Below are 26,933 nucleotides of genomic sequence, written 5' to 3' on the forward strand. Positions count from 1 at the left end.
CCTACAGGCTCGCTCCGTAGTCGCGCGGCCGATCGGGTTGTTGCTAGAAATAATCTGCGTCTGTACCCTACGTTGCAGAAGTGTTTTGGAAATGGACTGCCTGAAATGACCGTAGTTGAGAGCGTGGCGCCGGAGCAGGGCGCGGAGGCGAAAATGCCGCCGGGCGTGCTGTTCGAAGGCCCGGTGGTCGACGCCAAATTTCGCGATTCCTACATCTCGTTCGCCCTGATGATCGGAGGCACGATCGGGGCGCTGGTCTGGGCCTTCACATATGGCATCGGCTGGGCGGAGATCTCGGTCTTCGCCGGCATGTTCGTGCTGACCACTGTTGGCATCGGCTTCATGCATCGCTACTTCGTCCACCGCAGCTACCGCTGCGGTCCGGTGATGCGGACGATCCTGGCTGCGATCGCCACGATGGCGGTGCAGGGCTCGATCCTGAAATGGGTGAGCAACCATCGCCGGCACCATCTTCATTCCGACCGGCCCGGCGATGTCCACAGCCCCTATTATGACGGCTCCGGCAACCGCATCGAGGGCTTCGCCAAGGGCATGGGCCACGCGCAAGGCGGCTGGGTGTGGGACAAGGAGACCACCGATGCCGAATACTACGCCAAGGACATCCTGGCCGACCCGATCGCGATGTTCTTCACCAGGACGCGCTGGTACTGGTACGCGCTGTCGGCGCTGATCATCCCCGCCGCCCTCGGCTACGCGCTCAGTGGCGTGCATGCGATGATCGGCTGCGTGCTCTTCTCCGGCCTGTTCCGCAGCTACGTCATGACCATGGCCACCTCGCTGGTCAACTCGGTCTGCCACAGCGACGGCCGCTGGGGCTACCGCCGCTTCGACACCAATGACGGCACCACCAACGAGCTCGTCACCACGATCCTCACCTTCGGCGAAGGCCTGCACAACAACCACCACCGCTTCCCGCGCGACGCGTACCTGTCGCACGCCTGGTACGAGGTGGACATCAATGGGCTGATCATTTTGGGGTTGGGGAAGCTTGGGTTGGTGCAGGATATTTTTTCGGCCGGCAGCAAGACGCGAGGTTCGGACGGCGGAAAGAATTCGATACCGGATACGGAAGCGACGGTCTGAAGCAAGTAGGATGGGTAGAGCGGAAGCGAAACCCATCGATAGCCGTCCCTGGACTGATGGGTTTCGCAAGGGCTCAACCCATCCTACGGACCGGTCACCGTCATTCTTAAGCCGGCAATCAATAGCGGCCGCCGCTGCCCTTTTGCTGCGTGATCCAGGCCGACAATGTTTTCGGCGCCGCTTTCGCAGTCCTGCCCGGTGATGCCTTCGGATTGTCGCGGACGCCTTTCGCCGACCGGGTGCGCGAAGATTCCGTTGCGCTGACGCCCCTCAAGGCAGCCGTGGATGCCTCTGCGGCCTCCTTCTCCAGGCGCAACTGCTTCAATCGCGCCATCTTGATGCGCTCTGCCTCGACTTCAGGTCGTTCGGCGAGCTGCGGCTTGGATTGAGCAAGCTCGGCCGGGACCAGGACACCGAGTATGGTCGTCTCGCCGAGCGCCTTGCAGGCTTCGAGCCGATGCAGTCCCTGGACCAGAACGAGGCGGTCTCCGTCGAGCCGAACGGAAATGGGCTCCTGTTGTCCGATGTCCAGAATACTTTCCGCGATCTCCGCGACGGTCTCGGACTTGATGGCTTTTTTCTGCTTCGTGGGAACGAAGATCTTCTCGATCGGGAAGCTTTCCGGTTTGGGCATAATCTGACTCCGCGTCTACCGGGCCCGTCGGAACCGTATCGGTGAGACGAAGAGTTTAGGGGTGAAGTGGTCGACCGCAAAGGCAATTCGGAGGATTACGGTTGTGCCACGCACTTAATCACGGTCGCATGTGAAAGTTAGCCGAAGCACGTAGGATGGGTAGAGCGCAGCGAAACCCATCAATAGCCGTCCGTGGACTGATGGGTTTCGCTTCGCTCGACCCATCCTACGGCACTAACCGCCGTCATCCGCCGCAAGCCGCAAAAACTGCCGCTTCATCGCGCTGACCCTGGCGACATAGCTTGCGGCGAGGTGATCGCCGCACCGCTCGCCGGGCAGAATCTGAAACTTGCGGCGCGCATAGGCCGTGGCGGGTCCTGCGCCGCAGAGATGAATGAAGGCGGCCAGATCCTGCTTCTGCTGGGCGCTTGCCTTCACATCGCCCGCGAGGGCGAGAACCAGCGCGACATTGCGGTCCAGATACACCGACGCCAGCTCGATGGCGTGGCTCGGGATCGCGCGGGTGTAGAGGCGCGTGAAGCCACAGCCCGTCTCCGTGACCGCGTTGCCGCGGATGCAGAAACGCGAGACCTCGGCGTAGGCCGGATCGGTCATCTGGAAGAGGCCGACCGCGCTGGAGGCGGGCCGGTAGATCGCCAGCGGATTGAAACTCCACCGCCAGCGCCAGTAGGTGCGCGCCACCGGATTGCCGGAGCTCTCGACTTGCGCCAGCGCGGCCAGCAATTCGGGCGTGATCGTTGCCGTGGAGTAGGTGCGGAAGAGGGGGCCGTAGTGACGCCAGGTCTCGGATGGATCCTTGTCGAGGGAATTGCCGACGAAGACGAAGAGTTCGGTGGGCTTGCGGATGACGTGGTAGGCGATGCTCAGGAGGGCGAGAGACGCGAGCAGGATAGCCAGGCCGGCCGCGATCCGAACCATCCGTGGTGCGCGCGAGAACGTCTTTCGTGCCCACCGCCTAACGCTGCGCAGGCGAGGGAGGAGGTTTCGGTTTGTTCCGGGCATGGTCGGCGATTGGGGCTGCGAGAACGATGCTGGCGATCAACAATTTAGACGACTGGACGCGGACATTCTGGCTGACCGTGCGGGGTTTGGTTGGCGCAGCGCCAGGCTAATCGCCGTGCGCCCAAAAAAAGTCATACCGCAATTGTGAATTGGTCCACAGACGGCGGCCGTTCAGTCTGTTTATCTGCCGCCAACCGGCCTCTCGTGCGCGCGTTTGGCATTGCGCATCTGGCGCCTTCGCATTTCGAAATTTCTGGGTGATCGCTATGGGCGTTTTTCATCGCACCGCCATGCTTTGCAGCTGGTTCATCGAGTCCACCATGAGCGGGTGTACCGAGAGATTTCGTGTGCGCTGAACAAGGCGCACAGAGATTTTCCCGAGGCCCCGCCGGTGACGGACGGGGCTTTTTCATGTTCGCAAGCTACCCATTCCGCCCGGCGGAGCCTTCGCGAGAAGGAGGCAGGGTCGTGTGGGAGTATTTTGGACCCGATTTCGCTTTCGACGTGGTCAAAGGGGTGGTCGCCGGAATAGCCTCAATGGCATTCCAGGTCGTGGCACCACGCACCTTTCGTGCCGCGAAGCAGTTTCGCGCGCGCTGGGTCGCGAGGAAAGCGGCGAGGCGAGCTGCGAGACGGGCACGTCGAAATGCGGTGGCGAATGATGAGCGGTGAGGAGCTGGTGGCCCGACGCATTAAGCGGATAAAGTTGCTGAAATAAAAAGGGCGGCCTTTCGGCCGCCCTTTGCATATGTCCGGATCTAACGATCCTCGAGACGTTCTACGGCCTCACGAACACCCCGTCGTGGACCCGCAAGTGTCGCACTTCATGCAGGTGCCATTCCGCACCAGCGTGAAGTTGCCGCACTCCGAGCACATCTCGCCCTCGTAGCCCTTGGCCTTGGCTTCCGCGCGGCGCTCGGCCTTTGAGGGAGCCGCGACCGTTGCGGCGCTGCCGGCCTTGCTCCACTGGAGCGCCTCGAGCTTCTCGGTTGGCGAGAGGTCGTGGCTGGCTTCCTGCTTCAGGGCAACGGCGCCCTCGATGGCATCGCCGGCGCGGGCGCTTGCGCCGTGCGCGGCGAGGGCGGTGACCTTGCTGCCGCCGGTCGGCGCGCTGTCGTTGCCCTGGGCGACCGCGGCGCTGCCGCCGCGCATCACGACGAGGTTGTCGGTCCGGGAGCGGGTGAGGCCGCGCGAGACCAGCTTGGTCGCGTGCTGGGTCTCGTCCGGCTCCTTGCCTTCCTCGACGCCCTTGCCGAGCGCGTCGAAGTTCGACTCGGTCGGATCAACATGGGCGAGATCGAAGCGCGACATGTAGCTCACCGCCAGCTCGCGGAAGACGTAGTCGAGGATCGAGGTCGCGTACTTGATGCTGTCGTTGCCCTGCACGGGGCCCGCCGGCTCGAAGCGGGTGAAGGTGAAGGCGTCGACATACTCGTCCAGCGGCACGCCGTATTGCAGACCGAGGGAGACCGCGATCGCAAAATTGTTGATGAAGGAGCGCAGTGCGGCGCCTTCCTTGTGCATGTCGATGAAGATCTCGCCGAGACGGCCGTCGTCATACTCACCGGTCCGGAGATAGACCTTGTGGCCGCCGACGACCGCCTTCTGGGTGTAGCCCTTGCGTCGGTCAGGCATCTTCTCGCGCTCGCGCATCACGATGATGCGCTCGACCAGCTTCTCGACGATCTTTTCCGAGACCTGGGCGGCACGCGCCGCCATCGGCTTCTCGTAGAGCGTCTCGACCGCATCATCCTCGTCCTCATCGTCGCTGATGAGCTGCGAGTTGAGCGGCTGGCTGAGCTTCGAGCCGTCGCGATAGAGCGCGTTGGCTTTCAAGGCGAGCTTCCACGACAGCATGTAGGCGGACTTGCAGTCCTCCACCGTGGCGTCGTTCGGCATGTTGATGGTCTTGGAGATCGCACCCGAGATGAAGGGCTGCGCCGCCGCCATCATGCGGATGTGGCTCTCGACCGACAGATAGCGCTTGCCGATCTTGCCGCAGGGATTGGCGCAGTCGAACACCGGATAATGCTCGGCCTTCAGGTGCGGGGCACCTTCCACCGTCATCGCGCCGCAGATGTGGACGTTGGCCGCCTCGATCTCGCGCTTGGTGAAGCCGACGGCCTGGAGCAGGTCGAAGCCGGGGGCCGCGATCGCCTCGGCACCGATGCCGAGCTGGTCGCGGATGAAATCCTCGCCAAAGGTCCACTTGTTGAAGGCGAACTTGATGTCGAAGGCGGTCGGCAGGGCCTTCTCGACCTTGGCGATGGCTTCATCGGTGAAGCCTTTTGCCTTGAGGGTCGAGGCGTTGATCCCGGGCGCGTTGGACAGCGAGCCGTGGCCGACGGCGTAGGCCTCGATCTCCGCGATCTCGCTCTCGCGATAGCCGAGCGCGCGCAGCGCGGAGGGGACCGCACGGTTGATGATCTTGAAGTAGCCGCCGCCGGCGAGTTTCTTGAATTTTACCAGCGCGAAGTCCGGTTCGATGCCGGTGGTGTCGCAATCCATGACGAGGCCGATCGTGCCGGTCGGCGCGATCACCGTGGTCTGGGCGTTGCGATAGCCGTGCTTCTCGCCGAGCTCGAGCGCCGCATCCCAGGCCGCCTTGGCACGCTCGACAATGTCGGCCTGCGGGCAGGAGGCGTGGTCGAGCGGCACCGGGTTGACGCTGAGCGCCTCGTAGCCGGAGGCCTCGCCATGCGCGGCGCGGCGGTGGTTGCGGATGACGCGCAGCATGTGCGCGGCGTTCTTCTTGTAGCCGGGGAACGTGCCGAGCTCGGCCGCGATCTCGGCCGAGGTCTTGTAGGTGATGCCGGTCATCACCGCGGTCAGCGCGCCGCAGAGCGCACGGCCTTCCTTGGAGTCATAGGACAGACCCATGGTCATCAACAGGCCGCCGATATTGGCGTAGCCGAGGCCGAGTGTGCGGAACTCGTAGGAGAGCTCGGCGATCGCGCGCGAGGGGAACTGCGCCATCATCACCGAGATTTCGAGCACGATGGTCCAGAGCTGGCAGAGGTGCTCGTAGCCGGCGACGTCGAACTGCTTGGTCGTGGTGTTGTAGAAGGTGAGCAGGTTCGCGGACGCCAGGTTACAGGCGGTGTCGTCCAGGAACATGTATTCCGAGCACGGATTGGACGCGCGGATGTCGCCGGACGCCTTGCAGGTGTGCCAGTCGTTCATCGTGGTGTTGAAGTGCAGGCCCGGGTCGGCCGACGCCCAGGCGGCGTAGCCGATCTTCTCCCAGAGGTCGCGCGCCTTCAGCGTCTTCGTCACCTTCTTGGAGGTGCGGGCGTTCAGGTTCCAGTCGCCGTCGGTCTCGACTGCGCGCAGAAAATCGTCCTTCAGCGAGACCGAGTTGTTGGAGTTCTGGCCGGAGACTGTGAGGTAGGCTTCGCTATCCCAGTCGGTGTCGTAGGTGTCGAACTGGATGTCCTTGTAGCCTTGCTTCGCAAACTGGATCACGCGCTTGATGTAGTTGTCAGGCACGAGGCTGCGGCGGGCGAGCTTGATCTCGCGGCGGAGCGCCGGGTTCTTCTCGGGGTCGAAGCAATCGTCGCCCGAGCCCTCGCAGTTCACGCAGGCCTTCAGCACCGCCTTGAGGTGCTTCTGGTTGATCTTGGAGCCGGTGACCAGCGCAGCAACCTTCTGCTCCTCCTTCACCTTCCAGTCGATGTAGGTCTCGATGTCGGGGTGATCGACGTCGACGACGACCATCTTGGCCGCGCGGCGCGTGGTGCCGCCCGACTTGATCGCGCCGGCGGCGCGGTCGCCGATCTTGAGGAAGCTCATCAGGCCGGACGAGCGGCCGCCACCCGACAGCTTCTCGCCTTCGCCGCGCAGGCGCGAGAAGTTGGAGCCGGTGCCGGAGCCGTACTTGAACAGGCGGGCTTCGCGGACCCAGAGGTCCATGATGCCGCCCTCGTTGACGAGGTCGTCACCGACGCCCTGGATGAAGCAGGCGTGCGGCTGCGGGTGCTCGTAGGCGGACTTGGACTTGGTCAGCTTGCCGGTGAAGGGGTCGACGTAATAATGGCCCTGGCCGGGGCCGTCGATGCCATAGGCCCAGTGCAGACCGGTGTTGAACCATTGCGGCGAGTTCGGCGCGACCATCTGCATGGCGAGCATGTAGCGGAGCTCGTCATAGAAGGCCTGGGCGTCTTCGTCATTGGTGAAGTAGCCGCCCTTCCAGCCCCAATAGGTCCAGCAGCCGGCGAGGCGGTCGAACACCTGTTTTGCGCTGAGCTCGCTGACATAGCGCTCTTTCTCGGGGAGCTGGCTAAGCGCCTCGGTGTCGGGCACGGAACGCCACAGGAAGGAGGGAACGGATTCCTCCTCGACCTTCTTCAGGCGCGCGGCGACGCCGGCTTTGCGGAAATATTTCTGGGCAAGCACGTCGGAGGCGACCTGCGACCACTCGGTCGGGACCTCGACGTTATCCAGCTTGAACACGACCGAGCCGTCGGGATTGCGAATCTCCGACGTGGTCAGCCGGAACTCGATCCCGGCGTAAGGTGACTGTCCCGAAGTGGTGTGGCGCCGCTCAATCCGCATTGTCTTGCCCCGTCCTTATCTTTGACCGGATCCGCTCCTCGTTGGAAGCGGGCCGGGTCGTCATTTCGCTTCGCGAGTCCTCCCGGGCCGTAGCCTTAAGGCTTCGCAGTTCAGCCGGTGGATTCCGGCCCAGTTTCTCCCGGTGCGATGGCTCGATGCGTGCATCGATCATCCCGCCGGCATGTCCACACCCATCCGCCCCAACGGGATGTGCGCGACATGCGTTCAACGCCCCACAACGTCACTTCTTCAACCGATGCCATCCGAGCCTTTTGCCGGCCCGTTCTGGCGCCCGAAAAGCCCGCTTCTTGAGGGCAGACAAGCCCTCATCCGCAGCCTTTGGCCGGCTGGCGGAGCTAAGATTTGCGAGACCCTTTGGGGGAGTGCCGGCGGGACGCAAACTCACTCGCGCCGAACGGACCGAAAGCTAGGACTCTCCGTTGCGCCCGTCAAGAACTAGTGCGAGTTCCTGAATCAAATACTAAATATGGTGGATTGCGGGGGATAACAGGGGGCAAGCCCTCACCTGTTGTTGAGCCAAGTATCAGTGAGTCCTCAGGGATTCCCAACCGAAAAAATTTGTCTTCCGTGACGATACGGAGCCTTCATCCCGCTGTTCACAGGGCAGGTATATTTTTCGGGACCGGGATTGCGTCAGCAGGACTCACGTACCCTTACGGAAGATGAGGGCAGGCATGCCCGCCGAGGTGGTGGTGAAGGGGGCGAATCCGGGCCAAGCTGACCTCGATTTTGCCGGACTGCCCACATGCTTGATTCGACTCGCCGGGATACGCGTCCGCGTATCGCCCCGGCCGGCCTGATGTTCCTCGCGATCACCTCGATCGGCTGGGGTTTCAATTGGCCGGTGACGAAATTCCTCCTCGCCGAGCTGCCGCCGCTGACCCTGCGCGGGGTGACCGGCGTGCTCGGCGCGCTGTTGCTGGCGGCGCTGGCGATCATCCGCCGGCAGAGCCTGAAGGTGGACCCTGCGATCTGGCCGCGCCTGCTCACCGCCGCCGTCCTCAACGTCACCGGCTGGATGGTGCTGATGGGGCTCGCGCTGCTCTGGCTGCCGGCGAGCGAAGCGGCACTGATCGCCTACACCATGCCGGTGTGGGCCTCGATCATCGCCTGGCCGGTACTGGGCGAGCGGCCGACATTGCTGCGCACGCTCGGGCTGGTGATGGCCTTTGCGGGGCTTGCCTCGATCATGGGCGGCAACGGCATTGCCGCGAGCGCGGAGAAGCTGCCGGGGATCATCATGGCGCTCACCGGGGCGCTCGGCTTTGCCGTCGGCACGGTCTTCTCCAAGAAATACCCGATCCATCTGCCGCCGATCACGGCCGCGGCCTGGCAGATCGGGATCGGCTGCCTGCCGATCTCGATCGTCGGCCTCCTGGTCGAGACCTCGCATCTGGACAAGGTGACGCCGGTCGGATGGTGGCTGCTGCTCTATTCGACCGTCGTGCAGTTCTGCATCGCCTATGTCAGCTGGTTCGCCGCGCTGGCGCGATTGCCGGCGTCGGTGGCCGCGATCGGGACGATGGCGGTGCCGGTGATCGGCGTCGTCGCGTCCGCGATCGCGCTGCACGAGCCGCTCGGAGCGGGCCAGATCGCGGCGCTGGTGTTCACGCTGGCGGCCGTGGTGCTGGCGACGCGTTAGTCGCCCAGCGCCTTCCGGATCATCTCGGCGAGCTGGTTGCGCCGATAGGGTTTTGTCAGCAGCAGCACGCCGTCATCTAACTTGCCGTGATGGACGATGGCGTTGTCGGTGTAGCCGGAGGTGTAGAGCACCTTCAGCCCCGGGCGGAGCGCTGCCACCTTGTCGGCGAGCTCGCGCCCGCTCATGCCGCCGGGGATGACGACGTCGGTGAAGAGGAGGTCGAAGGCCTGGCCGGCCTCGATCAATTCCAGCGCGGCCTTGCTGTCCGCAGCGGCGACGGTCTTGTAGCCGAGACCCTGCAATTGCGCGGTGACGAAGTTGCGCACCAGCGGATCGTCCTCGACCACGAAAATGGTCTCGGCGCCGCCCTCGGCTTGCGGCGGCGTGGCGGCGGCCGCGTCGCTCGCGCCTTCGCCCGGCGGCAGATAGAGCTTGATCGTGGTGCCGTGGCCTGGCTCGCTGTAGATCTTGATATGGCCGCCGGACTGCTTGACGAAGCCGTAGACCATGGAGAGGCCGAGGCCCGAGCCCTTGCCGACCTCCTTGGTGGTGAAGAACGGCTCGAACGCCTTCTGCTGGATGTCGGTCGACATGCCGGTGCCGGTGTCGCTGACCGCGAGCATCACGTAGGGACCTGGCACCACCTCGGCATTGGCCTGCGCATAGGCCTCGTCGAGCGCGACGCGGTGGGTCTCCAGCAGCAGCTTGCCGCCGTTCGGCATGGCGTCGCGGGCATTGATCGCCATGTTGAGCACGGCGTTGGTGAGCCGGGACGGATCGATATGCGCCGTCATCGGACCCTGTTCGAGCACGGTCTCGATCTGGATCTGCTCGCCGAGGGTCGGGCGCAAGAGCTTTGCGATGTCGGTGATCGCCGTGTTGATCTCGACGTTGCGCGGCTGGAGCGGCTGCTTGCGCGCGAAGGCGAGCAGGTGCTGGATCAGCTCGGCGCAGCGCTCGGCTGCATCGTCGATCAGGCGCGCCACGCGCTGCAGCTCGGGCTGCTGCTTCAGGCTCGCCACCAGCGTCTCGGTGTTGCCGGAGATCACGGTCAGCATGTTGTTGAAGTCGTGCGCGACGCCGCCGGTCAGCTTGCCGATGGCGTCCAGCTTCTGCGACTGGTGCAACTGCCGCTCGGTGTCGCGCGAGGTGGTCGCGTCGTGATAGACCAGCACCGCGCCGGAAATGTCGCCTTGCCCGTCCAGCATCGGCCGGCCGCTGATCATCAGGTGGCGCGGGTCATTGCCGCTGTGCGGGCGGACGATCATCTCGATGGCTTCGAAATGCTCGCCGCGCAGCACGCGCGTCGACGGCAGCTCGTCGGCCCTCAGCGGCGTGACGCCGTCGCCGTGAAACACATCCGACAGCGCCCGCAGATTGCGCAGGTTCATGCCGGCCCGGTGCAGCAGCATGCGCTCGGCCGCCGGATTGGACAACAGGACATTGCCCTCGATGTCGATGACCAGCACCGCCTCCGCCATGCTGCGAAAGGTGCTCTGGAGCACGTTGACCGACAGGCGCAGCTCGTCATGCGCGGTGACCAGATGCTCGGTGCGCTCGGCAACCGCGGCCTCGAGCTGTTCGTTGGCGGCGGTAGCTTCCTCGAGCGTGCTCTTGAGCGCGCTCTGGGCGCGATGGCTCTCGCGCATCACCATCAGCACGAGCAGCAGGATCACCAGCGCGCCGGCAACGTCGATGCCGAGCAGCACGATGCCGGTGCGGCGCGAATCCTGGGAGCGCGCGGTCAGCAGTCGTTCCTCTTCCGTGCTCAGCTGGTCGAGATTGCCCATCACCGTGTCCATGAGGCCGCGGCCCTCGGCCTTGCCCTGGAGCGCGGCAATGCCGGCGTCGTCGTTTGCGGCGCGCAGGCGCATCGCCGCGGCGGCGACCTCCATCCGGCGCAGCGCCAGCGGCTCGGTGCCCTCCAGCAACGCGACCTGGTCGGGATTGTCGCGCACGTCGCGCTTGAGGCTCGCGAGCGCCGGCGCGATCTGGGCGTGGGCGGCCTCGAATTCATCGCTGAAGGCCTGGTTGCGGTAGATTTCGTAGCCGCGCGCGGCGCTCTCGGCGCGGCGCAGCAGCACGCGCAGATCGGAGATCTTCTTCAGCACCTGGACGGTGTGGCTGACCCAGGTGGTATCGGACCGCGACTTGACGTCGAGGGCGATCGAGGCGGCGGTGATGATCAGGAGGATGGCGAGTCCAGCACCGAGAATGACGCGTTGCGTTGGGATCAAGGTGCTTCTTTCTGATCCTTCGGCAAGGCGGCCGCGCCGAGGCATTCCCGGATCGTGGTCAGCAGCGCATCGGGCGTGAACGGCTTGCGCAGGCAGCGCATCGCACCGAGCTCGAGCGCCATGCGGAGGAAATCGGGCGAGGGCGAGGCGGACGATGCGAAGGCGTAGCCGGACATCGCGATCAGCGGCACGGACGGCGCGCGCTCGTGAAAGATGCGGATGGACTCGAAGCCGCGCATATGCGGCATGAAGATGTCGACCAGCATCACGTCATAGGCCTGCGCTTCCAGCGCGGCCAGTCCCGTTTCGCCGCCGTCGGCCAGCGTGACGTCGAAGCCCTGACGTTGGAGGAGGACCTCGATGGTCGCGCCGACCATCGGATCGTCATCTACCACGAGGATACGCGGCATGACACTTCCCAGCAAATCCAAGTCCCCATCGGGATTTGTGATATCCGCGAATCGTGGGTCGGGTCAATTTTGGATTGGAGCGATGTAGATATGCACGGCGTGGTGCATAGGGGCATGCGGGTTCCATCGGGGCGCAATTCGGCACGCGAATTGTGACAAGGTTCGCGAAAGCTTGAAGCAAGGTGTAGGGAGCTGTCACGCTGGGCGCAAACGGCCAGGCCCGCCTCGATACGCGCTCCGGCGCCGCCTGCGCGACATCCGCGCTCAATGTCGGCGAATGATCCGCTCGCGATGAGAATTTGCAGAGGAGGCGCAAGCAACTTTGGTTGGGCTTGTACCCATGGAGCAGCTCTTCGCCTGAATCGTAGGCAGCGACATCGATGTTAGATTGAAAACGGAGATTTGACCGACGTCGAGCGCCTCTCACCTCATTGGGTGAGGCATCCTGCCGCGAGTCGCCATATCATCATATTGCTTCCTTAGATTGCACGAACAGTTATTGGTGTCCGGCGGCCCTCGGGCGGGGGAGTACGGTGAATTTCTCCAGTGATAAGATCGAGAAGGTCCTCGACCTCATTTACGACGCCGCGGCCGAGAACGTTCTTTGGCCACATGTGCTCACGGCGATCGCCGATCTGACGCGCAGCGAGGGCGGCATCCTGTTCGGTCAGTCCCTCACCGCGGAGCGGGTCTATTTCGATTTCAACGGCCGTCTCAACGAGGAGTGCAACCGCGTCTATCAGCAGCGGCATATGCAGAATCCCTGGTCGCAATACATGGAGAACCAGCCGGTCGGCCGGCTGGTGCTGTCCGACGAAGCGATCTCGCTGGGGGAGCTTCAAACGTCTGCGTTCTACGACGAGGTGCTGCGGCCGCAGGAGATCGGCCACAACGGAATGATGGCGCTCGCGGCGCGCGATGATTTTCGTGCCGCCTTCAACATGTGTCGCAGCGCGCGGCTGGGGCCGTTCGATCCCGACGAGCAGCAGCTGTTGGAATGGTTGGCTCCGCATCTCTGCCGGTCGGTGACGCTCGGATTCCGGATCGACGGCTACCTCGCCATGCAGCAGGCTGCCTTCAATGTCCTCGACCGGCTTGCCGACGGCGTCGCCGTGCTCGACCGCAAGGCGCGGGTGCTGTTCGCCAACGGCGCAGCCCGCCGCATGGCGGAGGAGGGCGTGCTGCGGCTGCATCAATCAGTCGGGACGTATTCGCCCGCACATTCGCAGCGGCTGAGCGAGCTGATCCGCGTCGCGTTGCAGGGCGGTGCTGGCGGTGCCATGAGCCTGCCGCGCAATAGCGACGGCCGGCTTCTGACCGTTCTGGTCGCCGCGATCCGGAGCAAGGATCTCGGGCGGCTGTCGGATGCCGGTGTGAAGGATGCTGCGGTGCTGCTGTTCATCATCGATCCCGCCAACCGGCGATCGATCCCGCTCGGACAGATCATGGACGCCTACGGCCTGACGCATGCCGAGGCGCGGGTGGCCCTTGCGGCCTCGTCGGGGAATACGGTCCTGGAGACCGCGCAATCGCTGAAGCTGTCGCCCAACACCATCAAGACGCATCTGCGCCGCGTCTTCGCCAAGACTGGGACCGGCCGCCAGGCTGAGCTTGCCGGCTTGATCGCGGCAATCGGCAGCGTGCGGATCGGGGAAGCGGACCAGGGACAGTGACGCCTTTGGCGTCGTATGAGCTTGCGGAGTTCGACCGGCTCGGAAAGCCGTGAGCGGCGCCGGTAGTCTACCGGCACCGCCCACTCATCGCGTTGTTCAGGCCGCCTTACGGGCAGGGATGGCGCTGGCCATCATAGCCAAGATACGTGCCGGAGGCCGGGTCGTAAGACTTGTAGCGCTGTGCGCAATACGCGGAGGAGTCGCCGCCGGTGTCCGGCACGACCGCGACTGACGGCTCATCGTAATAGGAGTCGTCGCCGTAGTAGTAGGGATCATCGTAATAGCCGCCGCCGTAATAGGCGTAGGAGCCGAGGCCGCCGATCGCGGCGCCGGCCGCGACGCCGGGCCAGAAGCCGCCGCCACGGTGATGCCAGCGGTGACCGCCCCAATTGCCGCCGCCGCCCTGCCAGTTGCCGCCGGCCGCTGCGACCGGACGGCCGCCGCTAAACGTGGGTCCTGCGCTCGGACGCATGGCAACGCCGGCGCTCGGGCGCATGGCTGCGCCACTTGCGAAACTGCCACCGCCGCCTGGCCGCGGGCCAGCGGCAAAGCCGCCGCCGCCCATACGGGGGCCACCGCCACCACCGAAGTGAGCACCGCCGCCGCCGCCACCAAAATGGGCGCCGCCGCCGCCACCGCCGACATGCGCTCCTCCGCCGCCAGCGGCGGGACGGCTCTGCGCGAAGCCCGGGCTCGCCAACGGAAGCATCAACGCCACTGCCGCAGCGGCACTCAAAACCTTCAGACTGTTCATGATCAAACTCCTTTCCCGGAAAAGCCAACCCGATGAAACAGCGCTGGTTCCAGGGATCACGCTGGTTTGCGTGTGTGCAGCGAGCCTCTCACCTCGCCGCTGTACCCGGCACGAACGGATCACGACCGATTTGCGGCGGCGCCGGCGGTCCGCGGCACCCGCATTTGTGAAGGAGACGGCCCCCGCGGGCCGAACTGGACATTTCGGCGTCCGGATGGCATCAGGGCCCCACGAAGCAGGGCCCTTGCCGCATGAAACAATTCCTTCTGAAGTTCTTCACCTGGTGGAATGGCCAGACCTTTGGCACCCAGCTCTGGACCAGCCGGTACGGCGAACTGGTCGGTGAGGACGAGCAGGGCAACCGCTACTATCGCACCCGCGGCGGAGCAATCGATCCGACGCTGGGCTTCGAGCGGCGCTGGGTGATCTATAACGGCTATGCCGAGGCGAGCCGCATCCCGCCGTCCTGGCACGGCTGGATCCATCACGTCGTCGACACCCCGCCGACCGCGACCAACTACCAGCCGCGCGAGTGGGAAAAGCCGCACCAGCCGAATCTCACCGGCACGGCCAAGGCCTACCGGCCCTCGGGCTCGACGTTGGCCAGCGGCCGCCGGCCGAAGGCGACCGGCGACTACCAGCCCTGGACGCCCGGCTAACCGTCGGCCCAAGCGCGAATCCTCATCATCGAGGGTGGATGCATGAGCATCCGCCTCACGCCGCTGTGGACAACGGGAACAGCGGGGATGGCGCTAGCGCCGGCGTTGCACCGGCGCGAGCGATGCGGCTCAATGATCCCATCTTACGGAGATGGGAAACCATCGCGTTCGGTTCGGGCAACAGTTCGCGACTGTCCCGAGATGCAGCGGCCGCCGAGTAAGGACTCGATCGGGAGATAGGCCCCCGGTCTGGAAGTTCCGAAATCGCCCGATGTGAATGTGCGCCGCCGTAAGACAGGAAAGGCCGCCTGGGAAACCGGGCGGCCTTTTTCTTTGATCCGCTGCTTTGGGTTTGTCCCAGCCCTCAAAGATGCAGATGGAGCGGGGGTGAGTTGCCGACCGGCATCATCTCATAGGGCGGCTTCCAGCCGGGCAATTCGGCAATGCGCCGGCGCCAGGCGTTGATGGCCGGGAAGGCCGCCGCAAGATCGAAGCCCGTCTCCTCGGTTGGATAGTACAAATAGCCGAGCAGCGAGAAATCCACGATTGTCGGCCGGTCGCCCAGCATGAAGTCACGGTCGGCGAGGTGTCGCTCGACGATCGAGAAGGCGCTCTCGGTCCGCGCCCGCAAGTACGCCAGCACGGCGGGATGCGCAGGCTCCGGCATGAAACAACGCTGAAACCGGTGTTGGGCAAAGCTCGAGGTGAATTTGTGGTTGTCGAACAGCAGCCAGCGCATCGCCTCGAATGCTTCCTCGCGTGTCGGAGCGAACACGCCATGAGTCTCGACGAGCCACAGCAGGATCGCGCCCGACTGGCTCAGAAGCCGACCATCAGCCTCGAGGACGGGGACCTCGCCCATGACGTTGGTCGCGGCCCGCCAGTCAGGCTTGCGGGTTTCACCGCCGGCAAAGTCGACGCCGACCGGTTCCCAGTCGAGCCCGGCGCAGTTGAGAAAGAGGGCGACCTTGAACGAATTGCCCGAAGCTCCGACGCAGTGCAGCCGGTATCGCGCCATGGTCAGGTCCTCCTGTGCGCACCGACCGGAAACTGCCAACGGGGCGGCCGGAGCCGGAGTGTCACGACAGGCTCCTGACAGCGTCGTGTCAGCAGCGTCGCTCCGGGCGATGCTTCGCATCGCCGGAACGTGCCGTACCATGTCTGGGACGGAAGGGCTACATCACCCTTTCGGCTGCGCGCTTGGCGGCTTCGAGCCGCCGCGCCTGCGATGGTGCGACCCGCTCCTTCATCAGCGCGAGCACCTCGGCCGGCGCAGTATCCGGCGAGCCGGCGTTGAAGGGCGGCGCGGGATTGTATTCGAGGCGGAGCTGCACGGCTTCCGCGGTGGTGCGATCCACCAGCAGCGACACCAGCTTCAAGGCGAAATCGATTCCTGCGGTAACGCCGCCGCCGGTCACACGATTGCGATCGATGCAGACGCGTGTTTTGGTGGGCGTCGCACCGAACAGCGCCAGCATCTCCATCGCGCTCCAATGGGTGGCGGCATTGTAGCCCTTCAATAGCCCGGCCGCGCCCAGCACCAGCGATCCCGTGCAGACCGACGTGACGAATTGGGCGCCGGATGCCTGCTTGCGCACGAAGTCGAGAGTCTCCTCATCATTGAGGAGCGCGTCGGTGCCGAAGCCGCCGGGAATGCAGATCACGTCCAGTTGCGGGCAGTCGGCGAACGTGATGGTCGGCGTCAGCATCAGCACGGAATCGCTCGGCACCGGGGCCAGCGTCTTCCAGATCAGGTGCACGGTCGCGCCGGGGACGGACGAAAACACCTGCAGCGGACCGGTGAAGTCGAGCTGGGTGACGCGCGGAAACACCAAAAGACCGATCTGGAGCGGTGACGACATGGGCAGGTCCTCCAAAGATGAGCTTGACGGCGGCAGCCTCTCATGATGCCCTTCTGTCCAAAATGGCATATTTCCCTCGCTTTCGGACATGACCATGATCGGCATCCTGATCTTCCCCGACTTCCAACTGCTCGATGCGGCCGGCCCGATCTCGGTGTTCGAGATCGCGGCACGTGCCACCGGCAAGCCGCTCGCGCTTCGGGTGCTGGCGCTGAATGCCGGGCCGGTGCGCAGCTCGTCGGGCGTCGAGATGATGGCGCGCGATTTCAAATCGGCGAATGCGATCACGACGCTGGTCGTGGCGGGCGGCGCCGGCGTGTCGGCGCCGGCGCGCTGTCCCGTTACGCTCGCCTTCATCCAGCGGCTGGCCAAGCGCGGCGTGCGGATCGCCAGTGTCTGCTCCGGCGCCTATGTGCTTGCGGAGGCCGGCCTGCTCGATGGCCGCCGCGCCACCACGCATTGGGGCCGCACCCGCGATTTCGTCGCGCGCTATCCGAAGATCAAGTTCGAGCCCGACCAGATCTTCACCCGCGACGGCGATGTCTGGACCTCAGCGGGCATCAGCGCCGGCATTGACCTCGCGCTCGCGATGGTCACCGAGGACCATGGCGAGGAGATCGCGCAACAGGCCGCCCGCCAGCTCGTGCTCTACCATCGCCGCAGCGGCGGCCAGTCGCAGTTCTCATCGCTGCTGGAATTGAAGACGCCGAACGGCCGCTTCGGCGCGCTGTTGTCCTGGGCGCGTGAAAACCTCGACGCGCCGCTGACGGTGGAAGACCTCGCCGATCGCGCCGGCATGAGCGCGCGGCATTTCGCCCGCGCCTTTGCCGCCGAGACCGGCACGACGCCGTCGAAAGCGATCGAGCGGCTGCGGCTCGAGGTCGCGCGCGAGCGCGTGCAGTCCTCGCGCGAGGCGATCGAGCTCGTCGCGGAAGTCACCGGCTTCCGCGATCCCGAGCGCATGCGGCGCGCCTTCATCCGCGCCTTCGGCCAGCCGCCGCAGGCGCTGCGCCGTGCGGCGCGGGCGGGGTAGCGAACTTCGTCTGGTACTCGAGCGTGGAGGCGACGATGAGCGGGATGGAGTACAGCAACGAAAATGCGAAACGGCTGCAGAGAATCTATCTCAAGCGTGATGTGATCGCCCAGCGCGCGGAGACGATGCGGCAGCTCGCTCTGACTGCCGGCGAGCGCGTTCTAGATATCGGATGCGGTCCCGGCTATCTCTGCGAAAGCATGGCGCAGATCGTCGGGGCTGATGGTGCCGTCGTCGGTATCGATGTGTCCACCGACCTGATCGCGGCCTGCAACCGGCAGAAGGCGTACGCCTGGATCTCATATGCCATCGGCAACGCGACGGCATTGGATCAAGCCGATGCCTCGTTCGATGTCGTCGTGTGCACCCAGGTTGCCGAGTACGTGCCCGATGTCGACCGCGTCCTTGCCGAGACATATCGCGTCCTCAGGCCGGGTGGCCGCACGATTTTTGTCGCGACCGATTGGGACGCAGTGGTGTGGCATTCCGAAGACCCGGAACGGATGACCGCGGTCATGACCTCATGGGAAGCGCACTGCGCCCACCCGCGCCTGCCGAGATCGATGGCCCGCAGACTGGTGGAGGCGGGATTTCACCTCGACGGCGCATCGATCTTTCCCATCCTGAATTTGCAGTACGATGACGACAGCTACAGCAAGGGACTGGCCCAAGGCATCCGGGATTTCGTCGCCCGCAGGAACGACGTTCCGGCCGATGATCTCACCGCATGGCACAGCGAGTTCGAGCGTCTCGGCGCGGCGGGGCAGTACTTCTTCAGCACCAACCGTTATCTCTTCAGGGCCTCGAAGCCGACTGCGCCTTAGGTCGTCCTGCCTGCAGCCGCCGTGCCGGCGTCGTCCGCGCGGGCCGTCAGGCGCCGCGCGATCGGCGTCAGCATGTAGGGCGACAGGTGGATCGGAAACTGCGTCATCGCGAAATAGAGCCAGGTCGTGGCCGGCAGCGCGCCTGAGGTCGCAGCCAGCATCACGCCCAGATTGCGCTGCGCCACCATCAGCCCGAGCGCCAGCGCGCGCTCATAGCCGATGCGGCGGAAGATCAGCGTCGTCATGGCGAGCAGCGTGAAATAGATCGCAAAGGACAAGAGCGCGATGCCGATCGTGAAGACCGGATCGGTCAGCACGTCGTGGGCCACATCGCCCATGATCGCGGAGGCAAAGGCGAGCAGGATGATGATGTTGATGCCGTCGATCGGCCGCTTGTGGCGCTGGATCGCCTCCGCGCCGGCGAGGCGCCGGATGATGGTGGCGCCGAGCAGCGAGCCCGACAGCAGGCCGAGCAGCTTGAGCCCCAGCGCCAGCGGCGTGACGCTGAGCTTGGCGCCGAGGAACAGGCCGGCAAACAGCGTGGCCGTGAAGGGCACCAGCGCCGTCGAGGTCACCAGCGTGATCAGCACCAGGGTCGCATCGAGCCCCATCATGGCGGCGAGCGCCGGCGATGCCATCATCGGCGAGGCCATGCCTTGCAGCATCAAGCCGAGGAAGAGGCCGGGCGCGTGGTTGTCGAAGCCGGTCGCCCAGGCGATCAGCCCGACGAGCAGGGGCACGCCGAGCGTGGTCCATGCGGTGGCGGTGGCGACCAGAGCAGGCCGGCGGAGATGGCCGTAGAGCGCGGCGAGATCGACGCGCATGAACGAGATGCAGAGCAGGCCGACGATCGCCCAGGTGAGATAGGGACGCAGCAGCGCGCCGATCGGCGGCACAGCGACCGCGATGAACACCACCGCCGCCACGGCGCGCGTGCCCTGGTCACCGATCCAGGTGAGGGCGCGCAGGGGGACAGCGAGGAGAGATTTGAGGAGGGAGGACATCGGCGTCGTTGGTGCGTCGTGCTACGGAAGCTACAACCCCTTCAGCCACGCGCCGATCTCGCTCACGGCGACATCGGCCTGCGGCAGCAGTTTTCCCATCGTGAAGAAGCCGTGGAACTGGCCGGAATAGTGCTTGTAAGCGACGGGCACGCCCGCTTGCTTCAGCCGCTCGGCATATTCGTCGCCTTCGTCGCGCAGGGGATCGGCGCCGGCGGTCAGCACATATGTGGACGGCAAGCCGGCAAGGTTTTGTGCGCGCGCCGGGGAAGCGCGCCAGTCGTGGATGTCGGCTGTGCCGTTCAGATAATGATCGCGGAACCAGCGGATCACCGAATGGGTCAGCAGCACGCTGGTCTCGGGCTCGTTGTGCGAGCCGTGAGACATGGCGAAATCGGTCGCGGGGTAGATCAGCACCTGGCCCGCGATCGTCGGGCCGCCAGCGTCGCGCGCGGCAAGTGCGACGACGGCGGCGAGGTTGCCACCGGCGCTGTCGCCGCCGATCGCGAGGCGCGCGGCGTCGATGCCGAGCTCGCGCGCATTCGCGGCGATCCACCAGGTCGCGGCGATGGCGTCATCGACGGCGGCGGGAAACTTGTGCTCGGGCGCGAGGCGGTAGTCGACCGAGATGACGATAAGGGCGCCGGCCTCAGCAAGCTGGCGGCAGACGACGTCGTGGGACTCGAGATCGCCGATCACCCAGCCGCCGCCGTGGAAGAACACCAGCGCCGGCGACACTCCCTCAGTCCGGCGCGGCTCCTTTGGCAAGTAGAGGCGGGCCGGGATGGCGCCGTGCGGCGCCGGGATCGCGAGTTGCGTGACGCGCGCAAGCTCGGGCGGCTCGGGATTGGTGGCAAAGCGGGCTTGCGAATAATAGGCGCGGGCCTCCGGCGCGGTCAGGGTCTCGTAGGCGGGGCGCCCGGCCTCCCGAAAAGCCCGGTAGACGGCGGCGGCATCGGGATCGAGTACGACGGGCATGGGAGCGGCCTCAGGGGATTCTGGTTGGACGTCGGTATCGGGGGATTGCCCGCATTGGCCCCGGGGAGAGGCGCACCGAACTATCCCATCCGGTGGCGGGTCTGGCCAGCGGGCGGCGGGCAGGGCAGGGATGCCGCCCTTTCCCCGCCGTATTCGGCGTGTTAACCCGATAGCCTGCGAGCGGCGGTATCCCCTGTAGAATGTCCAACAAGCCCGATTCGCTGTTGAAGCCGCGCAAGATGTTCAAAACCTTTACCCTGACAGGCCTTGCGGCGCTGCTGGCTGCCACCGCGCTGACGGTTGCGACGCCTGCCCAGGCGCAGATCGGCACGATCTTCTCCGATCCGCCGCCGCGGCCGCCGGGGGCGATTCCGCGCGGCCAGCCGCAGCCTCCGATGCCCGAGGACGACGACGAAGAGGTCCCCGCGCTGCCGCCGCAGGGCCGCGTGCTGCCGTCGCGTCCGATGCCGCCGCCGCCGGGTCGGCAGGGCAACGTGATGCCGGGGCCGGTCGAGAGCCAGCCGCTGGCGCCGCCGCCGGGCTCCACGGTCGCTCCGCCGAACCAGCCGCCGTCCGTCGCAGTCGCGCCGCCCAATGCGCCGGGAGCCGCACCGGGTGCGCCCGGTCAGCGCCAGCCGCAGCAGAAGGGCGCGCCTGGTGGCGCCGTGCCGCAGACGCCGGCGAGCCTCCAGCCGGGCGACGAGGTCGTGACCGAGCCGCCGGCCCAGAAGATCGTGAACAAGAAGGCCACCTTCTCCGGCCTCGACAAGATCACCGGACGCATCATTAATTTCGACGAGGATATCGGCGAGACCGTCCAGTTCGGCGCGCTCAGGGTCAAGACCGACGCCTGCTACACGCGGCCGGCGACGGAAGCCGCCAACACCGACGCCTTCGTCGAGGTCGACGAGATCACCTTGCAGGGCGAGGTGAAGCGCATCTTCTCGGGCTGGATGTACGCGGCAAGCCCCGGCCTGCACGGCGTCGAGCATCCGATCTACGACATCTGGCTGACCGACTGCAAAGAGCCGCAGCAGACCATCGCAACGGCGGCGCCCGATCCCGCGAGCAAGCCGGCCCCGCCACCGCCGCCGCCCGCGCAGAAGAAAGCCGCACCCAAGCAGGTGCAGCAGCGTCCGCCGCAGCCTCTGCCGCCGATGCAGCAGCAGCAACCGGCACCGCCTCCGCCGCCGGAGCAGCGGCCAGGCCTGTTCGGTATCCCGGGGTTTGGCCGCTAGGCCAGCTATCGGTTATTGCCGCGAGGCGATGATCTCGAGCGCGCGTGCGCCGGGGATTGCGTCACCCGGCGACAGCCGCAGGAAATCGCCGGGCTCGCCGGCGAGCGCCTTGTCGAGCAGCGCGGTGTAGCGCCGCCGCGAGATCTCCACCGCGCCAAAGCTCTTCAGATGATCGGTGACATATTGCGTGTCGAGCAGCTCGAAGCCGCCATGGATCAGCCGCGCCACCAGATGCACCAGCGCCACCTTGGAGGCATCGCGCGCGGTGTGGAACATGCTCTCGCCGAAGAAGGCGCGCCCGAGGCTGACGCCGTAAAGACCGCCGACGAGCTCGTCGCCCTGCCAGGCCTCGACGCTGTGGCAATGGCCGAGCTCGTAGAGGCCGCCATAGAGGTCGCGGATGCGCTTGTTGATCCACGTGTCCTCGCGGCCGGTCTGCGGCGCGGCGCAGCCGGCGATTGTCGCCTTGAACGCGGTGTTGACGGTAACGCGCAACCCATCCGAGCGCACGGTGCGCGCAAGGCGCGAGGCCACGCGAAAACCGTCGAGCGGGATCACGCCGCGCAATTCCGGCTCGACCCAGAACAGGGTCGGATCGTCGGCGCTTTCCGCCATCGGAAAGATGCCGCAGGCATAGGCGCGCAGCAGCACGGCCGGCGTGATTTCAGACGAGGCGGAGTCGCGCGAAGTCATGAGGCAACAATAGCAGGATCGCAATTCGGTTGCGATGGGTGGCGCGCAGGTCAGCTCGCGGCGGCGCTGCTGGTCTTGCCGGGCACGTCAGGCACGCGGCGGAACCGCAACACGATACGGGTTCCGGAATGCGCGGGATCGCGCTCGACGGTGGCATCCAGCTTGGAGGCCATCGCCGCGACGATGCGCTGGCCCATGCCGGTCGAGCGCGGATCGGCCTTGACGTTGTCGCCGACGCCGTCGTCGCTGATCGCGAGCAGCAGATCGTCTCCTTTCGAGCTCAGCTCGACATGGATCGGGCCGGCGCCATCTGGATAGGCGTATTTCACCGCGTTCATCACCAGCTCGTTGACGATGATGCCGACGGCGACGGCACGGTCCGGGTCGATCTCGATCGGCTCGGCCTTCAGCGTCAGGCGCGACATCCGGTTACCTTCGGCCGAGCGGCGGAGATCCTCGAGCAGCGAGTCCAGGTACTGGTTCAGCACCACGCTCTTGAGGTCCTGCGAGGTGTAGAGGCGGCGGTGCACCTGCGCGACCGCAGCGACGCGGCCCATCGCATTGGTCAGCGCCGCCTTGACCTCTTCCTGCGCGGCCGAGCTCGCCTGCAGGTGCAGCAGCGAGGCGATGATCTGGAGCGAGTTGCCGACGCGGTGGTTGACCTCGCGCAGCAGCAGCTCGCGCTCGGCGGCGAGCGCGGCATAGCGGTCGCGCGAGGCGTGGATCTCGGCCTCGGCTTCCTCGCGCGCCCGCTGCATCTCGGCCTGGCGCAGCGCGCCCTCGGCCGCGACGTGGAGCAGGGGGATGAAGTCGCCCTTGACGTCCTTGACGAGGTAGTCGGCCGCGCCCGCCTTCAGAGCTGTCACCGCGATGGTGGAATCCTGCGAGGCGGTGACGAACACCACCGGCGGCGCGCCCGCTATCGCCATGATCTGCTCGAGCGTCTCGAGGCCATCGAGGCCGGGCATGTACTGGTCGAGCGCCACGACGTCGATGCCGCCCTCGGTCTCCGCGCGGCGGATGCGCTCGAGGCCCTCCTCGCCGCTTGCGGCAAGAACGACCTTGAAGCCGCGCCGCGTCAGGCCGCGATCGACCAGACGCGCCAGCGCGTCGTCGTCGTCAATATAGAGCAGTGTTGGCGTGCGCTGTTGGTTCATGTGGCGGCAGGCGGGACCTGAATGACCGAGAAGAACAGGCCGAGCTGCCGGATGGCATTGGCGAAATTCTCGTAATTGACGGGCTTGGTGATGTAGACGTTGCAGCCGAGCTCGTAGCAGCGCTTGATTTCCTGGCTGTCGTCGGTGGTGGTCAGCACCACCACGGGCGAGGCCTTCAGATATTTGTTCTCCTTGATCTGCTTCAGGATGTCGATCCCGGTCATGTCGGGCAGGTTGAGATCGAGCAGGATCAGGAGCGCGTTGCCCTTCTGCACGAGACCGGATCCGTCCGCGCCGAACAGGTGCTTCATCGCGTCGGTGCCGTTCGGGAACGAGACGATCTCGTTGTTGACCCCGGAGCGGCGGATGTTGCGCTCGATCAGCCGGGCGTGTCCCTCGTCGTCCTCGATCATGATGATGGTGACAGGCTGGGTCATCGATCTGCGTTCCGGTTGCTGACGTTCCAGGTGATGGGCAGCGTGATCGTGAAGGTGCTGCCCGCGTTTAGTTCCGATGATACCGACATCGTGCCCCCGAGGCGGCGCACAAGTGCACGCACATGTGCAAGACCTATGCCCTGGCCGGGCTTGTCCTGGGTTCCCGCACGGCGGAACAGGTCGAAGATCCGCTGGTGATCCCTAGGGTCAATACCGCGGCCGTTATCGCTGATTTCGAAGATAGCGTAGCCGAGCTTGGTGCGCCCGCGGATTCTGATCTCGCCGGGAACGCCAGTCTTCAAATATTTGATCGCGTTATCGATCAGATTGGAGAAAATCTGCTCCAGCGCAAGGCGGTCGCTGATGAGATTCGGCAAGGGCGCGACATGAATCTCCGCCTGCGCCTCGGCGGCCTGGTGGGCCAGGGTCGAGACGATCGCCTCGATCAGCTCGCGCGTATCGATCTTCTCCGGCTGGAACTCGCGGCGGCCCTCGCGGGTGAGGTTGAGGATGGCCGAGATCAGCCGGTCCATCTTGGCGATCGACGATTTGATGAACCCGAGCGCCTCGGCAAAATCCGTCGACAATTGCTTGTCGGGGCCTTCGAGCGCGATCTCGCCGGCCGGCAGCGGCGGCCCGTCGGCGGGGACGTGGGCAAGGCCGCTGATGCGGCGGAAAATGTCGCCGCCGAGCTCCTCGAGCTCGCTGGTGAAGCCCATGATGTTGACGAGGGGCGAGCGCAGATCGTGGCTCACGATATAGGCGAAGCGCTGGATCTCGTCATTGGCTTCGCGCAGGTCCGCCGTGCGCTCGTCGACCACGGCCTCCAGATTGACGTTGGCATCGCGCAGGCGCGTTTCCGCCTCGTCACGGGCGCGGGCCGAGCGCCGCACCAGCCAGATCGAGATCAGGGCCAGCAGCACGACGAGGCCGGAGCCGATGCCGGTCATCGACGCCGCCAGCGTCTGGCTCCGGTCGGAGTTGGCGCTGCGGATCTGGAACAGCCGTTCCTCCTCGCGGATCATCGCGTTGGCGAGGTTGGTGATCGTGGTCGTGGTATTGCCGGCAGCGGCCTCGCGGACGAGCGCGGTGGCATCGTCGGGGCGGCCCTGCTTCACGAAATTCATCTCGCGTGAGAACTGGTCGAGCCGGGTCTCGATCGCCGCGCGCAGCTTCTCGAGGCTCTCGCGTTGCGCCGGATTGTCGCCAATCTGGCGCGTGAGCTTGTCGAGCGCGGGAATGATCGCTGCGACGGCTTTCTGGTGATCGGACTGGAAATCCGGTCCCTGCGTCAGGAGAAAGCCGCGGGCGCCGCTCTCGGCGCGCCGGATCTCGAGCAGCAGGGTGTTGATCTGGTTCTCCGCCTCGATGGTGTGAAGCACCCATTTGGCGTCGTCGCGCGCCTTGTTGACGAGATAGACTGAGCCGGCACTGATCACGGTCAGCACCAGCAGGCCCGCCGCGAACAGCAGGATCTGCCAGAATGCCCGCCGTCGTTGGCCCTCGGCCGTCACGACGGTCTCACTCGCTCAGGTTCAACGGAATTCAAAACGCCCCCTCGGGAACTGGCCCCACCGTCGAGAACTCGATTGGGGCCAATGGGTTCCATGGGAGAAGGGATTATTTCGTGCCCGGTTCCGCCTTGCCGGCGAGATACTGTTCCAGCCAGTGGATGTGGTAGTCGCCGTTGATGATGTCGTCCTGGCGCACCAGGTCGCGGAACAGCGGCAGGGTGGTCTCGATGCCGTCCACGACCATCTCGTCCAGCGCGCGGCGCAAGCGCATCAGGCATTCGGTGCGGGTCTTGCCGTGGACGATCAGCTTGCCGACGAGCGAGTCGTAATAGGGCGGGATCTGGTAGCCCTGGTAGACCGCGGAATCGATCCGCACGCCGAGCCCGCCGGGCGGGTGGTACTGCGTGATGCGGCCCGGCGAGGGTCGGAAGGTCTGCGGATTCTCCGCGTTGATGCGGCACTCGATGGCGTGGCCGATGATCTGCACCTCTTCCTGCTTCGCGGGCAGGTCGCCGCCGGCGGCGATGCGGATCTGCTCCAGCACGAGGTCGATGTCGGTGATGCTCTCGGTGACGGGATGCTCGACCTGGATGCGCGTGTTCATCTCGATGAAGTAGAACTCGCCGTCCTCGAACAGGAACTCGATGGTGCCGACGCCGAGATATTTCATCTCGCGCATCGCCTTGGCGCAGGTCTCGCCGATCCTGGCGCGCGCGGCGGCGGCAAGCACCGGCGAGGGGCCTTCTTCCCAGACCTTCTGGTGGCGGCGCTGCAGCGAGCAGTCGCGCTCGCCGAGATGGATCGCGCCGCCGCGGCCGTCGCCGAGGATCTGGATCTCGATATGGCGCGGCCTCTGGAGGTATTTTTCGAGGTAGACGGAGGCATCGCCGAAGGCGGATTTGGCCTCATTGGCTGCCGTCGACAGTGCGACCTGGAGGTCGGCCTCGCTGTGCGCGACCTTCATGCCGCGTCCGCCGCCGCCAGCGGCGGCCTTCACCAGCACCGGGAAGCCGATCTTCTTCGCGATCGCCATCGCGTCGTCATCAGGGCCGACCGCGCCGTCGGAGCCGGGCACCACGGGGATGCCGAGCCGCTTGGCGGTCTTCTTGGCCTCGATCTTGTCGCCCATCAGGCGGATGTGCTCGGCCTTGGGGCCGATGAACTGCAGATTGTGCTCGGCGAGGATTTCCGCGAAGCGCGCGTTCTCCGACAGGAAGCCGTAGCCGGGATGCACGGCATCGGCGCCGGTGATCTCGCAGGCCGCGAGCAGCGCCGGCACGTTGAGATAGCTGTCCTTGGACGGCGGCGGTCCGATGCAGACGCTCTCGTCCGACAGGCGCACATGCATTGCATCGGCGTCGGCGGTGGAGTGCACGGCGACGGTCGCGATCCCGAGCTCCTTGCAGGCGCGCAGTATGCGAAGGGCGATCTCGCCGCGATTGGCTATGAGGATCTTGTCGAACATGTTGTCCTGCAGCGAATGGC

22 protein-coding genes are annotated in these 26,933 nt (G+C 65.6%); 7 read left to right on the forward strand and 15 right to left on the reverse strand.

The genetic code is table 11. From position 1 onward, the window contains the following. Positions 1-105 precede the first annotated feature (105 nt). On the forward strand, positions 106-1,104 hold the full coding sequence (locus WN72_RS22920) for an acyl-CoA desaturase (RefSeq protein ID WP_092216183.1): 999 nt from the start codon (positions 106-108) through the stop codon (positions 1,102-1,104). Positions 1,105-1,222: 118 nt separating this feature from the next. Here the strand turns inward: WN72_RS22920 and WN72_RS22925 are convergent, their stop codons facing one another. The 3 genes from WN72_RS22925 to WN72_RS22935 all read right to left on the reverse strand — a co-directional run bounded on the left by WN72_RS22925 (position 1,223) and on the right by WN72_RS22935 (position 7,315). Then, a complete protein-coding gene (locus WN72_RS22925; RefSeq protein WP_092216184.1) occupies positions 1,223-1,738 on the reverse strand; it encodes a ParB N-terminal domain-containing protein in 516 nt (171 codons plus the stop codon). A gap of 234 nt (positions 1,739-1,972) precedes the next feature. Continuing rightward, positions 1,973-2,761, reverse strand: a complete 789-nt coding sequence (locus WN72_RS22930) for a transglycosylase SLT domain-containing protein (protein ID WP_092216185.1) — start codon at positions 2,759-2,761, stop codon at positions 1,973-1,975. Positions 2,762-3,547: 786 nt separating this feature from the next. Then, positions 3,548-7,315: a vitamin B12-dependent ribonucleotide reductase gene (locus WN72_RS22935; protein WP_092216187.1), complete on the reverse strand. Its 3,768-nt coding sequence runs from the start codon at positions 7,313-7,315 to the stop codon at positions 3,548-3,550. 766 nt (positions 7,316-8,081) lie between these two features. Between WN72_RS22935 and WN72_RS22940 the strand changes: the two genes are divergently transcribed. Further along, positions 8,082-8,978 carry a DMT family transporter gene (locus tag WN72_RS22940; protein WP_092216188.1) on the forward strand — a complete coding sequence of 299 codons (897 nt, stop codon included), beginning with the start codon at positions 8,082-8,084 and terminating at the stop codon, positions 8,976-8,978. Here WN72_RS22940 and WN72_RS22945 read toward each other — a convergent pair. Together WN72_RS22945 and WN72_RS22950 are read right to left on the reverse strand one after the other, a co-directional pair. Beyond that, entirely contained in the window at positions 8,975-11,215 is a 2,241-nt protein-coding gene (locus WN72_RS22945) for a CHASE3 domain-containing protein (RefSeq protein WP_092216189.1), read from the reverse strand. The two genes, WN72_RS22940 and WN72_RS22945, sit on opposite strands and share 4 nt — an antisense overlap. Further along, positions 11,212-11,625, reverse strand: coding sequence for a response regulator (locus WN72_RS22950; protein WP_027557782.1), 414 nt, complete (start codon positions 11,623-11,625; stop codon positions 11,212-11,214). The genes WN72_RS22945 and WN72_RS22950 overlap by 4 nt, the downstream gene beginning before the upstream one ends. Positions 11,626-12,158: 533 nt before the next feature. Here WN72_RS22950 and WN72_RS22955 point away from each other — a divergent pair. Continuing rightward, positions 12,159-13,298: a helix-turn-helix transcriptional regulator gene (locus tag WN72_RS22955; protein WP_092216190.1), complete on the forward strand. Its 1,140-nt coding sequence runs from the start codon at positions 12,159-12,161 to the stop codon at positions 13,296-13,298. A 106-nt stretch (positions 13,299-13,404) separates the two neighbouring features. Here WN72_RS22955 and WN72_RS22960 read toward each other — a convergent pair whose 3' ends face one another. Next, positions 13,405-14,052, reverse strand: a complete 648-nt coding sequence (locus tag WN72_RS22960) for a BA14K family protein (protein WP_092216191.1) — start codon at positions 14,050-14,052, stop codon at positions 13,405-13,407. A 251-nt stretch (positions 14,053-14,303) separates the two neighbouring features. On the opposite strand from WN72_RS22960, the gene WN72_RS22965 reads away from it, so the two are divergent. Then, the gene (locus WN72_RS22965) at positions 14,304-14,711 is read left to right on the forward strand and encodes an NADH:ubiquinone oxidoreductase subunit NDUFA12 (RefSeq protein ID WP_027557785.1); all 408 of its coding nucleotides are present in this window, start codon (positions 14,304-14,306) and stop codon (positions 14,709-14,711) included. Positions 14,712-15,075: 364 nt separating this feature from the next. On the opposite strand, the gene WN72_RS22970 is transcribed toward WN72_RS22965, so the two are convergent. Both WN72_RS22970 and WN72_RS22975 read right to left on the reverse strand, forming a co-directional pair. Beyond that, positions 15,076-15,729 (reverse strand): glutathione S-transferase family protein, encoded by a 654-nt coding sequence (locus WN72_RS22970; RefSeq protein ID WP_092216192.1) that lies wholly within the window; start codon positions 15,727-15,729, stop codon positions 15,076-15,078. Positions 15,730-15,886: 157 nt separating this feature from the next. After that, positions 15,887-16,573, reverse strand: coding sequence for a DJ-1/PfpI family protein (locus WN72_RS22975; RefSeq protein WP_092216193.1), 687 nt, complete (start codon positions 16,571-16,573; stop codon positions 15,887-15,889). Positions 16,574-16,667: 94 nt separating this feature from the next. On the opposite strand from WN72_RS22975, the gene WN72_RS22980 reads away from it, so the two are divergent. Continuing rightward, positions 16,668-17,606 (forward strand): GlxA family transcriptional regulator, encoded by a 939-nt coding sequence (locus WN72_RS22980; protein ID WP_092216361.1) that lies wholly within the window; start codon positions 16,668-16,670, stop codon positions 17,604-17,606. Positions 17,607-17,641: 35 nt separating this feature from the next. After that, a complete protein-coding gene (locus WN72_RS22985) occupies positions 17,642-18,430 on the forward strand; it encodes a methyltransferase domain-containing protein (protein ID WP_092216362.1) in 789 nt (262 codons plus the stop codon). Here the strand turns inward: WN72_RS22985 and WN72_RS22990 are convergent. Next, complete coding sequence (locus tag WN72_RS22990; RefSeq protein ID WP_092216194.1) at positions 18,427-19,434, reverse strand: bile acid:sodium symporter family protein; 1,008 nt, start codon at positions 19,432-19,434, stop codon at positions 18,427-18,429. The two genes, WN72_RS22985 and WN72_RS22990, sit on opposite strands and share 4 nt — an antisense overlap. Positions 19,435-19,464: 30 nt before the next feature. Beyond that, positions 19,465-20,409, reverse strand: coding sequence for an alpha/beta hydrolase (locus WN72_RS22995; RefSeq protein ID WP_092216195.1), 945 nt, complete (start codon positions 20,407-20,409; stop codon positions 19,465-19,467). 200 nt (positions 20,410-20,609) lie between these two features. Between WN72_RS22995 and WN72_RS23000 the strand changes: the two genes are divergently transcribed. Further along, entirely contained in the window at positions 20,610-21,647 is a 1,038-nt protein-coding gene (locus WN72_RS23000; protein ID WP_027557792.1) for a DUF2155 domain-containing protein, read from the forward strand. Positions 21,648-21,659: 12 nt separating this feature from the next. Here WN72_RS23000 and aat read toward each other — a convergent pair whose 3' ends face one another. The 5 genes from aat to accC all read right to left on the reverse strand — a co-directional run bounded on the left by aat (position 21,660) and on the right by accC (position 26,913). Continuing rightward, complete coding sequence (gene aat / locus WN72_RS23005; RefSeq protein ID WP_027557793.1) at positions 21,660-22,340, reverse strand: leucyl/phenylalanyl-tRNA--protein transferase; 681 nt, start codon at positions 22,338-22,340, stop codon at positions 21,660-21,662. A 50-nt stretch (positions 22,341-22,390) separates the two neighbouring features. Continuing rightward, a complete protein-coding gene (locus WN72_RS23010) occupies positions 22,391-23,497 on the reverse strand; it encodes a sensor histidine kinase (protein WP_027557794.1) in 1,107 nt (368 codons plus the stop codon). Next, complete coding sequence (locus tag WN72_RS23015) at positions 23,494-23,934, reverse strand: response regulator (RefSeq protein ID WP_027557795.1); 441 nt, start codon at positions 23,932-23,934, stop codon at positions 23,494-23,496. Before WN72_RS23015 ends, WN72_RS23010 begins: the two co-directional genes overlap by 4 nt. Beyond that, positions 23,931-25,448, reverse strand: coding sequence for a sensor histidine kinase (locus tag WN72_RS23020; protein WP_092216196.1), 1,518 nt, complete (start codon positions 25,446-25,448; stop codon positions 23,931-23,933). The genes WN72_RS23015 and WN72_RS23020 overlap by 4 nt, the downstream gene beginning before the upstream one ends. 106 nt (positions 25,449-25,554) lie before the next feature. Further along, complete coding sequence (gene accC, locus WN72_RS23025; protein WP_027557797.1) at positions 25,555-26,913, reverse strand: acetyl-CoA carboxylase biotin carboxylase subunit; 1,359 nt, start codon at positions 26,911-26,913, stop codon at positions 25,555-25,557. Positions 26,914-26,933: the final 20 nt, after the last annotated feature.

The organism is Bradyrhizobium arachidis, assembly GCF_015291705.1.
Lineage (GTDB): Bacteria > Pseudomonadota > Alphaproteobacteria > Rhizobiales > Xanthobacteraceae > Bradyrhizobium > Bradyrhizobium arachidis.

What these genes read in the sequence shown, in the direction of transcription:
- WN72_RS22920 (WP_092216183.1), top strand. Translation starts at nt 106, where the DNA reads ATGACCGTAGTTGAGAGCGTGGCGCCGGAGCAGGGCGCGGAGGCGAAA.
- WN72_RS22925 (WP_092216184.1), bottom strand. Translation starts at nt 1,738, where the DNA reads ATGCCCAAACCGGAAAGCTTCCCGATCGAGAAGATCTTCGTTCCCACG.
- WN72_RS22930 (WP_092216185.1), bottom strand. Translation starts at nt 2,761, where the DNA reads ATGCCCGGAACAAACCGAAACCTCCTCCCTCGCCTGCGCAGCGTTAGG.
- WN72_RS22935 (WP_092216187.1), bottom strand. Translation starts at nt 7,315, where the DNA reads ATGCGGATTGAGCGGCGCCACACCACTTCGGGACAGTCACCTTACGCC.
- WN72_RS22940 (WP_092216188.1), top strand. Translation starts at nt 8,082, where the DNA reads ATGCTTGATTCGACTCGCCGGGATACGCGTCCGCGTATCGCCCCGGCC.
- WN72_RS22950 (WP_027557782.1), bottom strand. Translation starts at nt 11,625, where the DNA reads ATGCCGCGTATCCTCGTGGTAGATGACGATCCGATGGTCGGCGCGACC.
- WN72_RS22960 (WP_092216191.1), bottom strand. Translation starts at nt 14,052, where the DNA reads ATGAACAGTCTGAAGGTTTTGAGTGCCGCTGCGGCAGTGGCGTTGATG.
- WN72_RS22965 (WP_027557785.1), top strand. Translation starts at nt 14,304, where the DNA reads ATGAAACAATTCCTTCTGAAGTTCTTCACCTGGTGGAATGGCCAGACC.
- WN72_RS22970 (WP_092216192.1), bottom strand. Translation starts at nt 15,729, where the DNA reads ATGGCGCGATACCGGCTGCACTGCGTCGGAGCTTCGGGCAATTCGTTC.
- WN72_RS22975 (WP_092216193.1), bottom strand. Translation starts at nt 16,573, where the DNA reads ATGTCGTCACCGCTCCAGATCGGTCTTTTGGTGTTTCCGCGCGTCACC.
- WN72_RS22980 (WP_092216361.1), top strand. Translation starts at nt 16,668, where the DNA reads ATGATCGGCATCCTGATCTTCCCCGACTTCCAACTGCTCGATGCGGCC.
- WN72_RS22985 (WP_092216362.1), top strand. Translation starts at nt 17,642, where the DNA reads ATGAGCGGGATGGAGTACAGCAACGAAAATGCGAAACGGCTGCAGAGA.
- WN72_RS22990 (WP_092216194.1), bottom strand. Translation starts at nt 19,434, where the DNA reads ATGTCCTCCCTCCTCAAATCTCTCCTCGCTGTCCCCCTGCGCGCCCTC.
- WN72_RS22995 (WP_092216195.1), bottom strand. Translation starts at nt 20,409, where the DNA reads ATGCCCGTCGTACTCGATCCCGATGCCGCCGCCGTCTACCGGGCTTTT.
- WN72_RS23000 (WP_027557792.1), top strand. Translation starts at nt 20,610, where the DNA reads ATGTCCAACAAGCCCGATTCGCTGTTGAAGCCGCGCAAGATGTTCAAA.
- aat (WP_027557793.1), bottom strand. Translation starts at nt 22,340, where the DNA reads ATGACTTCGCGCGACTCCGCCTCGTCTGAAATCACGCCGGCCGTGCTG.
- WN72_RS23010 (WP_027557794.1), bottom strand. Translation starts at nt 23,497, where the DNA reads ATGAACCAACAGCGCACGCCAACACTGCTCTATATTGACGACGACGAC.
- WN72_RS23015 (WP_027557795.1), bottom strand. Translation starts at nt 23,934, where the DNA reads ATGACCCAGCCTGTCACCATCATCATGATCGAGGACGACGAGGGACAC.
- accC (WP_027557797.1), bottom strand. Translation starts at nt 26,913, where the DNA reads ATGTTCGACAAGATCCTCATAGCCAATCGCGGCGAGATCGCCCTTCGC.